Here is a 13,220-nt window from a genome sequence, read left to right as displayed (position 1 = left end):
CGCAGTCGGCCCCGTCCCGCCGGGTGCACAGGGACGGGGCCGCTGCTTCTAGATGTGCGCGGTCAGCGCCGCGACGGCCATGACTTCCTCGACCTTCTCCGAGGTCATTCGGTCCAGTCCGGCCTGCGGGAGCGTGCGCGCCATGACTTCAGTCAGTGATCGGATGTCGAAGCATTCCGCCGCAGCGGTGGCCGCCTCGGTGCGTGCCTGTTGTGGGGGCATTCGGATTCCTCCTTCGTTTGAAGGTGCGGGCCCCGATGCTGAAACCCGTCGGTGGGACGGTGAAACCTCGCTAAAACACCACATCGGGACGTCCCGCGTCGGGTAGAGCGTCCCTGGCAACGTCCGTGGCACCGTCCCGGCACCCAGGGGGAGACTGTCCATGCGGAACGAGCGATTACGCGAAGCGATGGCTGCGGCCGGCTTCACCCACGGCAGCCTCGCCGAGAAGGTCGGTGTCGACCCGAAGTCCGTCGAACGGTGGGTCAACCTCGGCCGAGTCCCGCGCCGCAGGACCGCCCTGAAGGCGGCTGAGAAGTTGGGGGAGGACGTGCACGCGCTCTGGCCGGCGTTACGACAGGTGCGCCCAGCCCGCGCCGCCAGTCCTGAAGTCATTGCCGTCTACGATCAGCGCGCGGACTTGCCTGCCTCTGCCTTCGTCGAACTGTTCGCCCGGGCCCGCGAGCACATCGACATCCTTGTCTACGCCGCCGTACACCTGCACGAGGCGTACCCAAGGCTGAACGATCTTCTCAGCGAGCGCGCAGCCGCCGGCTGTACCGTACGAATCGCGCTGGGTGACGCGGACAGCGACCACGTCAGGCAGCGTGGCCGGGAAGAACGGTACGGACACGGCATCGAGTCGCGCTGCCGTCTTGCCCTGATGCACTTTCGCCCCCTCGTCGGCGTCCCCGGCATCGATGTGCGTGCGCACGCGACGACCCTTTACAACTCGCTGTACCGGGTGGATGACCAGCTCCTGGTCAACGCACACGTCTGGGGTGTGAGCGCCTACGCCGCGCCCCTGTGGCATCTACGCCGTCAGAGCGCCGGGGGGATGTTCACGACGTACGCGGTGTCCTTCGACGCCGTCTGGTCCACCGCCACCCCCGTCCAGGAAGGCTGAGCGCATGGCAGGCCGTACGGAGTACTACGACGACCCGGACGCCCCGGAGCCCAACAGCCTCGTCGTGGCCGCCTCGGCGGTCGTCACCGACGATGCCGGCCGCATCCTGCTTCAGCGCCGTCGCGACAACGGTCTGTGGGCGCTGCCCGGGGGCGGGATGGACATGGGGGACTCGCTGCCCGGTACGGCGGTGCGCGAGGTGAAGGAGGAGACCGGGCTCGATGTGGAGATCACCGGGCTCGTCGGTACGTACACCGACCCGAGGCACGTCATCGCGTACAGCGACGGCGAGGTGCGCCGGCAGTTCAACGTGTGCTTCACGGCCCGGGTCACCGGTGGCCGGCCGGCGCTGTCGGACGAGTCGACCGAGCTGCGCTTCGTCGCGCCCGGAGATCTGGACGCGCTGCCGATGCACCACACCCAGCGGCTGCGTCTCGGCCACTACCTGGAAGGCCGCGAGCGCCCGTATCTGGGCTGACTGTCGCGTACCGGAGCGTCGGACGCGTGGTGCAATGGCCGCATGACGGTGAACCACGTATCGCTGGGACCGCTGGAACTGGCCGACGGGCGTTGGGGGATCGGGGACGCCGCTCGGCCCGGCGCTCATTGGGTGGAGCTGTGTCCGGAGGGGTTCCGCCAGCATGTGCCCCGTGGCGTCGGGGAGTTGGTGCCCTGGTCCAGGGTCATGTCCGGTATCAGGATCACCTGGGGCAGGCACGCCCGGAGTACGAGCAGCCGAGGCATGTACACGCTGAAGGGCATGGTCGCCGACCGCGACGGCGGGTGGCTCCACATGACCCTGCGCGACCCGTACGAGGACCACCAGCTGCGCTTCGACCAGCACCCGCGTCCCTACCGGGCGGTGGACGCTCTCCGGCTGGAGGCCCTGCTGCGGCGGCTCACCGATGAGGGGAGGCCGCGTCTCCTCGGCGACCCGGAATGGGTCGGCCGGGCCGCCGCGTCCCTGGCCGGCGGGAAGAACCGCTGGGTCACCGGGGGCTCACTGGAGCAGGCGGTGGCCGAGGCCCTGGAGGCGGCCGGCACCGGCAGCTCCTGACGGAACCGTCATCCGCCGCACCCGTCGACCCGCAACGCGAGTACCGCCACGTCGTCCCTGTGCGGGATCTCCGCGAGGCCCGTGGAGAGGGCCTGGAGGAGAAGGGGGAGGGGCTTGTCGGCGTGGCGGGCGAGGGTGGCCGCCGTGTGGGCGGTGCACGCGTCGATGTCCTCGTCGCGGCGCTCGACCAGGCCGTCCGTGTAGAGGAGGAGCACGCTGCCCGGGGGCAGGTCGCGGGTGTGGTCCCGGCGGGGCGGGGCGTCCGGCAGGCCGAGCAGGAGGAGGTCGTGGTCGGGCAGGGGCGTGACGCCTGATCCCGGGACGTAGAGCAGCGGTGCGGGGTGTCCGGCGTTGGACCAGGTCAGGCGCCAGCGGTTGGCGGCCCGGTCGAGGCGGGCGTGCACCGCCGTCGCCCCGACGCCCAGGGGCAGGACGTCGATGGCCTGGTCGATGGCGTGCAGGGCGGCGGCGGGTGAGCGGGCCGGGTCGTCCAGGCTGGCCTGGCGGAGCATGCTGCGGATCTGGCCCATCACGGTGGTGGCCCGGACATCGTGGCCGATCACGTCGCCGATCGAGAGCATGAGGGCCGTGGGCAGCGGATAGGCGTCGTACCAGTCGCCGCCCACCATGTCCTGGTCGGCGGCGGGCAGGTACAGGGCGGCCATGTCCAGGCCGGGCACGTCCGGCAGCTCCGTCAGCATCGCGGCCTGGAGCTGCTCGGCCGTGCTGAGCCGGTTGGCGACGAAGCGGGTGCGCTCCACGGCCTGACTGACGTACCCCACCACCGTGGTGAGCACCGCCTCCTCGGTCGGTGCCATGACGTGCGGGCGGGACCAGCACCACGTGAGCACGCCGTGGCCGTCCGGCAGCGGGACGGACAGGACGGACTGGAGGCCCAGCGAGTCGTACACGGCGACGGCCTCGGGCCCGAAGCCGGCCACCAGCGCCGCGCGGTCCGGGACGAAGAGGGCGCGCTGTTCGCGCATGGCCTGCGCGCTGGGGAAGGCCGCGTCCCGGTCCAGACGGTCGGTGGCGCTCTCCGCCGGGTGTACGTCGTCCGGGTCGACGACCCGCCACAGCCCCTGGCCGTCCGCCAGCAGCAGGCCCACGAAATCCGGCTGGGAGGGCCCCTGGAACAGCTGGCGGAGGCGGCGGGTCAGGTCGGTCGGATCATGGGCGTGGGCGAGTTCGACCGAGGCGCGCAGGAGCAGACCGGCATGGTCGCGGTCCCGCTGGATCAGCTCCGACGCGATCCTCAGCCGCAGCTCCATCGAGCAGGCGGCGGTGAGGTCCTCCAGGTCGCGCAGCTCGTCCGCCGTCCACTCCCGGGGATGGTGGTCGATGGCGCAGAGCGACCCGAGCACCCGTCCGTCGGCGTCGGTGAGCGGCATCCCGGCGTACGCGACCACCTTGAGATCGGGGATGGCCAGGCTGGCGCAGGTGCGGGGGTGTGTCCGGGTGTCGCTGAGGACCAGCGGGCCGCCGTCCGCGACGACGTGCTGGCAGAAGGAGTGGTTGAGCGGGGTCTCGCGCCGGGCCGCCCAGTGGCCGGCCATCCCCACCATGCCGGGGAAGACCTGCCGGTCGGGCTCCAGCAGCGAGACCAGCGACACCGGGACGCGCAGCAGGCGCGAGACCAGCCGCGCGAACCGGTCCATGCCGGGATCGGCCGCCGCGGTCAGCCCGGCCAGCCGCAGCGCCTCAAGCCTTCCTGGGTCCCTCACCCCGGGGCCTCCGTCCGGGCGGGGAGGAAAGGCGCGATGCCCATAAAACGCATTTTTCGAATATAAGGGTGATAGGCCGTGCTGTCCTGGCCGGAAGCGGGGCCCCTACCCCCGACGCGCCTCCGTGTCGCCGTTCACGGTGCGCAGGGTCAGGCGGCGCGCGTGGTCCGGGGACTCGGCCGCCGGGATGTCTGAGGTCGAGCGGCCGTTGACGGTGCGCGCGTCCGTCGCGTACGCGGGCGCGTCGGCCGGGAGGGTGACGCGCGCGGAGCCGTTGCGGGTGATGCCGCTGAGCGTGTCCGGGGCGGTGGCGCACCGTACGTCCACGTCGCCGTTGACCGTCTCGGCGTCGATGCCGGCGCCCCGGAGGCCGGTCGCGCGGACTGAGCCGTTCCGGGTCACCAGGTGCTGACGGGTGCCCTTCGCGCCGGAGTCCTGCACGGTGACGTCGCCGTTCACGGTGCTCAGGCTCAGCCCGCCCCGCATCTCGCTGACGTCGATCCCGGCGTTGCGCGCCCGGACGGTGAGCGTGACGCCCGCGGGGACGCGTACGAGGGGCATGCCGCCGCAGTTCTTCCGGGCCCGGTCGTCGGTCCCGTCGGTCCCATCGGCCCCGCCGCCCTCGTCGCACGGCAGGTCGAGGGTGTACGTATCCCCGTCCCCGTCGTCCCCGTGCGCGAGGACCGAGTCGTCCACCGTGACGTGGTCGCCGTCCGTCCCGACGACCCGCACGCCGCCCGCGGTGGTGATGACGAGCCGGGTGTCCCGGGCGAGGGAGGCCGTCCGGAATTCCGCTCCCCGCGCGTCGGGGCCGTCGTGGCCGCAGGCGGACAGCACCAGCAGCGCGCACCCGGCCAGGACGGCCGCCCGGCCCTTCGCTTCGCTCCGCGATGAGGTCATGGGAGGCGTGTGCCCCGGAAGCGGGGGCTTACGGCCCAGGCACCCGCCGTGCCGCGGCGCTTTGGAGGGGCGCTGCGGTGCCGGGCGGCGTGGGGCGGCGCTTTGGAGGTGCGGCGTGGTGCCGGGGGCGGCGTGGCGTCGCGCTCCGGAAGTGCGCCGTGGCGCCGCGCTCCGGAGGTGTGGCGCCGCGCTCCGGAGGTGCGCCGTGGCGCCGCGCTCCGTGGTGCCGGCGATCCCCGCCGCGTGGGCCGCGAGCGCCCGCTCCGCGTGGTCCGCCGTCAACGGCACGATCACCGTGGTCGGCCGCCGGCTCCCGGGCCCGGTGGCCGCCGTCGTCAGCGGCCGTTCCCGCGACCGCCCGTGAACGCCGAGATGATCCAGATCACCAGCAGGGCCAGAAAGACGACGACGATGATCGTGGGAAGCGCTGACACCCTGGTCCCCCTTGGGTCGTGTGAGCGTAACTCCCGTGCCCCATGGGGCTCATGGGGCCGGGACCGACCGGATGTTACGCGCCCGCTGCGAGGGTCGCCAGGGCCCCGGCACGCCCTACCGGCGGCGCAGCACCTCCGCTCCCGCGTACCGGGCGCTCGCGCCCAGCTCCTCCTCGATGCGGATCAGCTGGTTGTACTTCGCGGTGCGGTCGGAGCGGGACAGGGAGCCCGTCTTGATCTGGCCGCAGCCCGTGGCGACCGCCAGGTCCGCGATCGTGGTGTCCTCCGTCTCGCCCGAGCGGTGCGACATGACGACCGTGTAGCCGGCGCGGTGCGCGGTGGACACCGTGGTCATCGCCTCCGTCAGGGTGCCGATCTGGTTGACCTTCACCAGGATCGAGTTGGCGACACCGGAGGCGATGCCCTCGCGGAGCAGGGTGTCGTTGGTGCAGAACACGTCGTCGCCGGTGAGCTGGCAGCGGTCGCCGACGCGGGCGGTCAGCTCGCGCCAGCCGTCCAGGTCGTCCTCGGCCATCGCGTCCTCGACCGACACGACGGGGTAGGCGTCGATCAGCTTCACCAGGTGGTCCGCGTGCTCGGCCGGGGTACGGCGTACGCCCTCGCCCGCGTAGTCGTACACCCCGTCGCGGAAGAACTCCGACGTCGCCGGGTCCATGACCAGCCCGATGTCCGTACCCGGCCGGTAACCCGTGCGCTCGACGGCCGCCACGACGAAGTCCAGCGCCTCCTCCGCCGTACGGAGGGCGGGCGCGAAGCCGCCCTCGTCGCCGACGCCCGTGGAGTGGCCGGCGGCGAGCAGGTCGCGGCGCAGGGTGTGGAAGACCTCCGAGCCCATGCGGACGGCCTCGGCGAAGGTCTCCGCACCGATCGGGGCGATCATGAACTCCTGGAAGTCCAGCGGATTGTCGGCGTGGGCGCCCCCGTTGACGATGTTCATCATCGGTACGGGCAGCAGTCGGGCGTCCGATCCGCCGAGGTACCGGTACAGCGGCAGGCGGTGCGCCGCCGCCGCGGCCTTCGCGGCGGCCAGCGAGACGCCCAGGATCGCGTTGGCGCCGAGCCGGGACTTCGTGGCGGTGCCGTCCGCCGCCACGAGCGCGGCGTCGAGGCCCGCCTGGTCCTCCGCGTCCCGGCCGATCACGGCCTCGGTGAGCTCGGTGTTGACGTGGCTCACGGCCCGGTCGACGCCCTTGCCGTGCCAGCGGGCCGGGTCGCCGTCGCGCAGTTCCACGGCCTCGCGGGCACCGGTCGACGCCCCGGAGGGGACCGCTGCCCGGCCGAGCGAGCCGTCCGACAGGACCACGTCCACCTCGACGGTGGGATTGCCCCGGCTGTCCAGGATGCGGCGGCCGGTGACGGAAGTGATGGCGGTCATGGGAGTCCTTCCCGTTGTCGCGTGCCGCGGTCCGGCTGCGACGACGGTGGCGCGGGACCCGGCGGGGAAAACTCTACAGCAATGCTGTTCAGTATGGCTGAACAGCATTGCTGCGTGGTTCGGTCTCCTGATTCCGCCCCCGCGTTAAAGTGCGGTATGCCCCTCCCGGAATCCGCCTCCATCGCCGCCGAGCTGCGCACAGCGATGGGCAAGCTCACCCGTCGCGTGAAGCGTGAGGACCAGATGCCGCTCGGCCAGGTGGCCGTGCTCGGCGAGCTGGACCGCAACGGCGCCATGACGACCAGCGAGCTCGCCGTCGCCCAGCGGGTGCGGCCGCAGTCCATGGCGCGCGCGGTCGGGCTGCTGATGGACCAGGGGCTGATCACGCGCCGCGCCCACCCCACCGACGGGCGCAAGAGCCTGGTCGAGCTGTCGGACGCCGGGCGGGCCCTCCTGGAGGAGGAGCGGGAACGCCGGGCCGACTGGCTGGCCCGCGCGATCGACGCGGAACTGAGCGAGGAGGAACGCGCGTTGCTGGCGCGCGCGATCGGGCTCGTCGGACGGCTGGCGGCGCACTGACGGCGGGGCCGGCGCCCGCGGGGCGCCGGCCCCCGTTACGCGCCCCGCCTCACCGCTTCAGCAGGAAGCCGAAGTCCGTCGTCGTCCGCCCGGTCAGGCGGACCGGCGAGACGAGGTTCCCCTCGGCCAGCAGGCGTTCCGTCCCGGCCCGGGAGAGGCCGAAGCCGTCCGCGATCAGGCGCAGCGGACGGACGGGGACCGGGGCCTCGAAGCGGACGGACACCTCGGCCGCCTCGCGGTCCAGGTGGTCCGCGCTCCCGGTGTCCAGGCGCCAGGCGCCCGTCCAGTCGAGGGCGATGCGGTTGCGGCGCCGCAGGACGCCGTCCTGGAGGAGTTCGCCCGCCAGGGCCGGGTCGTTGGCGTGCATCCGGTCCAGCAGCTCGGGTCGTACGGAGCGGACGTGCGCCCGCTCCAGGACCGTGACCTTGGTGGTGTCCCCGCACCCCGTGCAGAGCGCGAGGAGCCAGGCGTCGAGCAGCTTGTGGTTCGCGTTGACGCGGAACTTGCCGTGCGGGCGGAAGGCGCCGGACGGGCAGGCGTGGCAGCGGCGCAGGACGAGGGGCAGGCGTGTGGGCATGACGGCCCAATGGATGAGCACAGGTGTACACCGGTTTCCGTGTGAGAAATCCGCAGCGGGAAGCAGCGCGGCGCACAGGCGCGACGCGCGGCAGATCAGCAGTGGGGAGGTCTCACGCGATGTACAACGGAACGCCCTTCCGGTGGACGGCAGATGGGGGCGCCGCGCCGCGAACGGGCGGGCCCGGCTGGACGGTAGCGGGGCGAGCCGGCGGACTTCCACCGGTTTTCCGCCGGCGGTGCGGGGGAAGCCCCCGTGACCCGTGGGGGTTGTCCGTGACAGCACCCGGGGGATCACGGGATGGCCCCGCCCCCCTGCGGCTGGTGCGATGAGGGTCCGTCACCGGCTGCGGCGGCCCGGCTACGGAGGCGGCCATGCTCGCGCTCATGGACCGGGAGCTGTGCGCGGCGCCGTGACGCCGGGAAGGAAAAGGCGAGGGCCCCGCACGGCGGTGTGCGGGGCCCCGCGCGTACCTGGCGGGCTACTTCTTGAAGCCGTAGTCCATCAACTTCTTCGCGTCCGACATGCGGTTCGCCTCGGACGAGGAGGTCAGGACCGTGCCGATCACCGTCTTGCCCTTGCGGGTCGCGGCGAAGACCAGGCAGTACTTGGACGCCGGGCCGGAGCCCGTCTTCACACCGATCGCGCCGCTGTACGTGCCCAGCAGCTTGTTCGTGTTGGTCCACGACATGTAGCGGTAGCCGCCGCTCTTCGTGGTGACCTTCTGCTTGGTCGACTTCGTCTTCACGACCGTGCGGAACGTGGAGTACTTCATGGCGCTGCTCGCGAGCTTCGTCAGGTCGCGCGGGGTCGAGTAGTTGGACCCGTTCCCTATGCCGTCGAACGAGTCGAAGTGCGTGTTCTTCAGGCCGAGGGTCTTGGCGGTGCTGTTCATCTTGCCGATGAACGACTTCACCCGCGCCGCGCGCGTCTTGCCGGAGCCGAACTTGTCCGCCAGCGCGTACGCGGCGTCGCAGCCCGACGGCAGCATGAGGCCGTAGAGCAGCTGGCGCACGGTGACCTTGTCGCCCACGATCAGCCGCGCCGAGGACGCGCCCTTGGAGACGATGTAGTCGCTGTACGCCTTCTGGATCGTGACCTTGGAGTCCAGGTTCAGGCCCTTCTGGGCCAGCACCACGCGCGCGGTCATGATCTTCGTCGTCGAGCCGGTGGAGCGGCGGGTGTCCGCGGCCTTGGTGAACAGCGTCTTTCCGGTGCCGTTGTTCATCACGAAGCCGCCCTTGGCGACGATCGAGGGCGCCTTGGGTGCGGCGGCCTGTGCCGTGGAGGAGAAGGCACCGCCCGCGATCAGGGCGCCCGTGGTGAGAGCCACCGTGACGGTCGCCGAACCGCGCTTTATGCCCTTAATGCCGAGTTTCAAATTGAACGCTCCAAATACCCCTGGAAGGCGGCCACATGAGGGTGCCGCCGCGCTGATAAGACGAACGACCGCGCCGCATGGTTGGGCCCACGCTTGGGTGATTTTTTACGACATCCAGGGGCGGTGGGGCGGCCGGCGGCGTCCGCGTGGCGATGGCGCGCGGTGGCCAGGGGCTACGATCGGCGTCACATCCGAGCGCCCCAGAGGCCGGAGGCAACCGTGGACGATGTCGTGCGCGCGCAGGAGTCCGTCAGGGCGTACGGCGAGCTCCTCGCCCTCGCCGAGCGCCTTGACGCGTTGCGGCAGCTGGGCGAGGACGGGGTCGAGGCCCATACGACGGCCGCGCTGCACGCGGTCCGCTTCGCCGCGACGATCCTGTGGCGGACCGTGCCGGACGTGCCGGAACCGGCCTACGGGCAGGACGAGGAGCGCCTGCTCGAACTGGCCGCGCACTGGCGTGAGGCGGCGCTCGGCCTCGGCGAGTTCGCGCCCCGGCGCCCGACGCTGCGGCTGGTGGAAAACGACGGGTCATCCGCATAGCGGCTGGGATAGCGTCCCTCGGCATGACGCCTTCCCTGCGCAGCGAGCGCCTGCTCCTCGAACCGTATGTGCCCGCCGACGAGGAGGACTTCGTCGCCCTCTTCGCGGACGAGCGGGTCTCCCGCTGGATGGGCGACGGCCCCGAGCCGGAGGACAGCAACCGCGCCCTGTTCGCCCGGGTCTTCACGCACGTGTACGAGACGGGGGCCTTCGACGTCTGGGCCGTGCGCAGGGACGGCCGGATGGTCGGCCACGCGGAGATCAAGCCGTCGAAGGCCGTCGAGGGACATGAGCTGATCTACGCCCTCGCGCACGAGGCGTGGGGCCAGGGCCTCGGTACGGAACTGGCGCGGACGATCGTCGCGTACGGCTTCGAGGTGCTGGGCCTGGACCAGGTGTACGCGACCGTGGCCGAGCCGAACGCGGCCTCGCTGGCGGCCCTGCGGAAGGTGGGGTTCGAGCACGTCAGGGACATCGCCGAGGAGGACGGCGGCACGACGCTGCTGCTGGTCCGCAGCCGGTAGCGGACCCGGCGCGCCGCCGCCCACATCGTGGACGGGGCAACGCTTGCGTGCATGTTGTATCTATGCTGTGTCCATGCCTGTCCCCGCACCCTCCACGTCCCCCGGCCCCACGCCCGTCACCCAGCCCGCGAAGCGGCCCCCGGCGGCCGACCGCGTCTACACCCACGTCAAGGACGCCGTCCTCGACCGCCGCTACGAGGGCGGCACCCTGCTGACCGAGGGCGGCCTCGCCGAGGCCGTGGGGGTCTCGCGCACACCCGTGCGCGAGGCGCTGCTGCGCCTGGAGGTCGAGGGGCTGATCAAGCTCTACCCGAAGAAGGGCGCCCTGGTGCTCGCCGTCTCCGCCCAGGAGATCGCCGACGTGGTGGAGACCCGGCTGCTGGTCGAGGAGTTCGCCGCCCGCAAGGCGGTGCCCGCGTCCCCGCAGCTGATCAGCCGGCTGGAAGCGCTCCTGGAGGAGCAGCGCCACTTCTCCGAGGCGGGCGACCTGGCCACCGTCTCCGTGAAGGACCGCTGCTTCCACGCCGAGATCGTCCGCCACGCGGGCAACGAGATCCTGTCCCGCCTCTACGACCAGCTGCGCGACCGCCAGCTGCGGATGGGCGTCGCCGTGATGGAGGCCCACCCGGACAGGATCGCCGCCAACATCGCGGAGCACGGCGAGCTGCTGGAGGCGATCAGGTCCGGCGACGCGGAGTCGGCCGCCCAGGTCGTGCGCCGCCACGTCGGGCGGGTCAAGGTGCTGGTCCGGGGTGAGGACCGGTGAGTTCCGCCGCCGCGCCCACCCTGCCCCTGCCCGGTGACCCGCCCGGCGGCCGACGAGCCGTCAGGGTCTGGGGCATCGGCGTCGCCGTCTACTTCGTCGCCATCATCTTCCGGACCAGCCTCGGCGTCGCCGGACTCGACGCCGCCGACCGGTTCGACGTCAACGCCTCGGCGCTCTCCACCTTCTCCATCCTCCAGCTGCTCGTGTACGCGGGCATGCAGATACCCGTCGGCCTGATGGTGGACCGGCTCGGCACCAAGCGGGTCCTCACCCTCGGGGCCGTCCTGTTCACCCTCGGCCAGCTCGGCTTCGCGCTCTCCCCCTCGTACGGCACCGCGCTCGCCTCCCGCGCGCTGCTGGGGTGCGGCGACGCGATGACGTTCATCAGCGTGCTCCGGCTGGGGACGCGCTGGTTCCCGGCCCGGCGCGGACCGCTGATCGGCCAGGTCGCCGCCCTCTTCGGGATGGCGGGCAACCTGGTCTCCACGCTGGTCATCGCCCGCGCCCTGCACGGCTTCGGCTGGACGACCACCTTCGTCGGCAGCTCGCTGGCCGGGGTCGTCGTCCTGGTGCTGCTCCTGCTCTTCCTCAAGGACCACCCCGAGGGCTACGAGCCGCCTCCCGTACAGCACGCCGGCGGGGCGTACGTACGGAAGCAGATCGCCGCCTCCTGGCGGGAGCCCGGGACCCGGCTCGGGATGTGGGTGCACTTCACCACGCAGTTCCCGGCGATGGTGTTCCTGCTGCTGTGGGGCATGCCGTTCCTGGTCGAGGACCAAGGGCTCGGCCGGGGGACCGCCGGTGAGCTGCTGACCCTGGTGGTGCTCTCGAACATGACGCTGGGGCTCGTCTACGGGCAGGTGATCGCCCGTCACCACGCGGCCCGCATCCCGCTCGCCCTCGGCACGGTCGGCACGACGGCCGCGCTGTGGGCGGCGACGATCTTCCACCCCGGCGACCATGCGCCGATGTGGCTGCTGGTCGTGCTGTGCGTGGTGCTCGGGGCGTGCGGCCCGGCCTCGATGATCGGCTTCGACTTCTCCCGCCCGGCCAACCCGCCGGAGCGCCAGGGCACCGCGTCCGGCATCGTCAACATGGGCGGCTTCATCGCCTCGATGACCACGCTGCTCGCGGTCGGCGTGCTGCTGGACGCGACCGGTGACAACTACCGGGTGGCCTTCTCGTCGGTCTTCGTCCTGGAGGTGCTGGGCGTCACGCAGATCCTGCGGCTGCGCGCGAGGGCGGCGCGCCGCGAGCGCGACCACCATGTGATCAGCCGGGTGGAGGCGGTGCACGTGCCGGCCTGATCCGGGCCTGAACGGCGGCGCGCCCGTCCCCCGTCGCGGGGGCGGGCGCCGCTGTGTGCCGGGGCTCCCGCGGGGCTACGGGGTGACGGCGAAGTGCTGGAGGATGGCGTCGGCCAGTTCCTGGTCGCCCTCGGCCTTGACCCGGTCGGCGACGGCGGCGGGCCGCACCCGGCCGCAGGCCAGCCGTACGTACGTCTCCCAGTCCATGGACAGCGTCACGGCGGGCCCGAGCGACGGGGCGACGTCCAGCGAGCCGCGCCCCTCGGCGTCGACCCGTACGGTGCGCATGAACTCCAGCGGCCCGTGCACGTCCAGCACCACGGCGGAGCCGGCCGGTGCGCCGGCCCTCTTGGCCACCACCTTCGGCAGCCCCGGCAGCAGGGTGTCCCGGGCGACCAGGGCACCGGGGGAGTCCAGGTTGCCGGGCCTGCCCAGGGCCGTCCGCAGGTCCTGCTCGTGCACCCAGACGTCGAACGCGCGCATCCGCAGCGCCGTCTCCAGGGTCTGCTCGGCGCCCAGCGGCGCCCGCACCATGGTCTCCGGGTCCCGCGTCTCGTTCCGCAGCTGCCGGGAGCGGCGGATGATCGTGTACTCCAGCTCGGAGGTCATCTCCGGCGCGGTGTGGTGGCGCCGGACGTCGACCTGCATCTCCATGTAGCGGGCGAACTCACTCTGCACGTGGAACAGGTCGCGCGGCAGGGAGTGGATCGGGCGCGGGTCGCCGAGCTGTTCGCACTCCATCCCGATGATGTGCGACACGATGTCGCGCACGGACCAGTTGGGGCAGGGCGTGCGGCCGTTCCACTCCCCCTCGACGAGCGGGCTCACCAGCTCGGCTATCGACTCGATGGAGTGGGTCCAGGCATCGGCGTAGGTCTGGAGGCTGGGATGGACGGTCACGGGACCCCT

General features: G+C 72.1%; 15 protein-coding genes. 8 read left to right on the top strand and 7 right to left on the bottom strand.

Annotated elements, in window-relative coordinates:
• Nucleotides 1–48: 48 nt before the first annotated feature.
• On the bottom strand, nt 49–222 hold the full coding sequence (locus FKN01_RS32580; protein ID WP_185992895.1) for a hypothetical protein: 174 nt from the start codon (nt 220–222) through the stop codon (nt 49–51).
• 160 nt (nt 223–382) lie between these two features.
• Between FKN01_RS32580 and FKN01_RS18485 the strand changes: the two genes are divergently transcribed.
• The 3 genes from FKN01_RS18485 (at nt 383) to FKN01_RS33585 (ending at nt 2,183) form a co-directional block, all read left to right on the top strand.
• Complete coding sequence (locus FKN01_RS18485; protein WP_143621992.1) at nt 383–1,126, top strand: helix-turn-helix transcriptional regulator; 744 nt, start codon at nt 383–385, stop codon at nt 1,124–1,126.
• Between the two features lie 4 nt (nt 1,127–1,130).
• Entirely contained in the window at nt 1,131–1,604 is a 474-nt protein-coding gene (locus FKN01_RS18480) for an NUDIX domain-containing protein (protein ID WP_143621990.1), read from the top strand.
• A 264-nt stretch (nt 1,605–1,868) separates the two neighbouring features.
• Nucleotides 1,869–2,183 carry a hypothetical protein gene (locus FKN01_RS33585; RefSeq protein WP_313906160.1) on the top strand — a complete coding sequence of 105 codons (315 nt, stop codon included), beginning with the start codon at nt 1,869–1,871 and terminating at the stop codon, nt 2,181–2,183.
• Nucleotides 2,184–2,191: 8 nt separating this feature from the next.
• On the opposite strand, the gene FKN01_RS18470 is transcribed toward FKN01_RS33585, so the two are convergent.
• The 3 genes from FKN01_RS18470 to eno all read right to left on the bottom strand — a co-directional run bounded on the left by FKN01_RS18470 (nt 2,192) and on the right by eno (nt 6,637).
• Nucleotides 2,192–3,907, bottom strand: a complete 1,716-nt coding sequence (locus tag FKN01_RS18470) for a GAF domain-containing SpoIIE family protein phosphatase (RefSeq protein WP_143621986.1) — start codon at nt 3,905–3,907, stop codon at nt 2,192–2,194.
• Between the two features lie 105 nt (nt 3,908–4,012).
• Nucleotides 4,013–4,807, bottom strand: a complete 795-nt coding sequence (locus tag FKN01_RS18465) for a DUF4097 family beta strand repeat-containing protein (RefSeq protein WP_143621984.1) — start codon at nt 4,805–4,807, stop codon at nt 4,013–4,015.
• Nucleotides 4,808–5,356: 549 nt separating this feature from the next.
• Nucleotides 5,357–6,637: a phosphopyruvate hydratase gene (eno, locus tag FKN01_RS18460; RefSeq protein WP_143621982.1), complete on the bottom strand. Its 1,281-nt coding sequence runs from the start codon at nt 6,635–6,637 to the stop codon at nt 5,357–5,359.
• A 156-nt stretch (nt 6,638–6,793) separates the two neighbouring features.
• On the opposite strand from eno, the gene FKN01_RS18455 reads away from it, so the two are divergent.
• Nucleotides 6,794–7,216 carry a MarR family winged helix-turn-helix transcriptional regulator gene (locus tag FKN01_RS18455; RefSeq protein ID WP_143621980.1) on the top strand — a complete coding sequence of 141 codons (423 nt, stop codon included), beginning with the start codon at nt 6,794–6,796 and terminating at the stop codon, nt 7,214–7,216.
• A 49-nt stretch (nt 7,217–7,265) separates the two neighbouring features.
• Here FKN01_RS18455 and FKN01_RS18450 read toward each other — a convergent pair whose 3' ends face one another.
• Together FKN01_RS18450 and FKN01_RS18445 are read right to left on the bottom strand one after the other, a co-directional pair.
• Nucleotides 7,266–7,814 (bottom strand): DUF1062 domain-containing protein, encoded by a 549-nt coding sequence (locus tag FKN01_RS18450; RefSeq protein ID WP_143621978.1) that lies wholly within the window; start codon nt 7,812–7,814, stop codon nt 7,266–7,268.
• A gap of 460 nt (nt 7,815–8,274) precedes the next feature.
• A complete protein-coding gene (locus FKN01_RS18445; RefSeq protein ID WP_185992890.1) occupies nt 8,275–9,174 on the bottom strand; it encodes a D-alanyl-D-alanine carboxypeptidase family protein in 900 nt (299 codons plus the stop codon).
• A gap of 219 nt (nt 9,175–9,393) precedes the next feature.
• On the opposite strand from FKN01_RS18445, the gene FKN01_RS18440 reads away from it, so the two are divergent.
• The 4 genes from FKN01_RS18440 (at nt 9,394) to FKN01_RS18425 (ending at nt 12,311) form a co-directional block, all read left to right on the top strand.
• Nucleotides 9,394–9,714, top strand: a complete 321-nt coding sequence (locus FKN01_RS18440; RefSeq protein WP_143621975.1) for a hypothetical protein — start codon at nt 9,394–9,396, stop codon at nt 9,712–9,714.
• 23 nt (nt 9,715–9,737) lie between these two features.
• Entirely contained in the window at nt 9,738–10,238 is a 501-nt protein-coding gene (locus FKN01_RS18435) for a GNAT family N-acetyltransferase (protein WP_143621973.1), read from the top strand.
• A gap of 73 nt (nt 10,239–10,311) precedes the next feature.
• Nucleotides 10,312–11,004, top strand: coding sequence for a GntR family transcriptional regulator (locus FKN01_RS18430; RefSeq protein WP_143621971.1), 693 nt, complete (start codon nt 10,312–10,314; stop codon nt 11,002–11,004).
• Nucleotides 11,001–12,311, top strand: coding sequence for a nitrate/nitrite transporter (locus FKN01_RS18425; RefSeq protein WP_143621970.1), 1,311 nt, complete (start codon nt 11,001–11,003; stop codon nt 12,309–12,311). Before FKN01_RS18430 ends, FKN01_RS18425 begins: the two co-directional genes overlap by 4 nt.
• 75 nt (nt 12,312–12,386) lie before the next feature.
• Here the strand turns inward: FKN01_RS18425 and FKN01_RS18420 are convergent, their stop codons facing one another.
• A complete protein-coding gene (locus FKN01_RS18420) occupies nt 12,387–13,211 on the bottom strand; it encodes a maleylpyruvate isomerase family mycothiol-dependent enzyme (protein ID WP_143621968.1) in 825 nt (274 codons plus the stop codon).
• Between the last annotated feature and the right edge of the window lie 9 nt (nt 13,212–13,220).

The organism is Streptomyces sp. 130 (assembly GCF_007096885.1).
Taxonomy (GTDB): Bacteria; Actinomycetota; Actinomycetes; order Streptomycetales; family Streptomycetaceae; genus Streptomyces.
The sequence above is the reverse complement of the archived record's forward strand: the minus strand, read 5'-3'. Positions and strand labels throughout refer to the sequence as shown.

Coding starts and splice junctions, on each gene's coding strand:
- FKN01_RS32580 (WP_185992895.1), bottom strand. CDS start 222: ATGCCCCCACAACAGGCACGCACCGAGGCGGCCACCGCTGCGGCGGAA.
- FKN01_RS18485 (WP_143621992.1), top strand. CDS start 383: ATGCGGAACGAGCGATTACGCGAAGCGATGGCTGCGGCCGGCTTCACC.
- FKN01_RS18480 (WP_143621990.1), top strand. CDS start 1,131: ATGGCAGGCCGTACGGAGTACTACGACGACCCGGACGCCCCGGAGCCC.
- FKN01_RS33585 (WP_313906160.1), top strand. CDS start 1,869: ATGTACACGCTGAAGGGCATGGTCGCCGACCGCGACGGCGGGTGGCTC.
- FKN01_RS18465 (WP_143621984.1), bottom strand. CDS start 4,807: ATGACCTCATCGCGGAGCGAAGCGAAGGGCCGGGCGGCCGTCCTGGCC.
- eno (WP_143621982.1), bottom strand. CDS start 6,637: ATGACCGCCATCACTTCCGTCACCGGCCGCCGCATCCTGGACAGCCGG.
- FKN01_RS18455 (WP_143621980.1), top strand. CDS start 6,794: ATGCCCCTCCCGGAATCCGCCTCCATCGCCGCCGAGCTGCGCACAGCG.
- FKN01_RS18435 (WP_143621973.1), top strand. CDS start 9,738: ATGACGCCTTCCCTGCGCAGCGAGCGCCTGCTCCTCGAACCGTATGTG.
- FKN01_RS18430 (WP_143621971.1), top strand. CDS start 10,312: ATGCCTGTCCCCGCACCCTCCACGTCCCCCGGCCCCACGCCCGTCACC.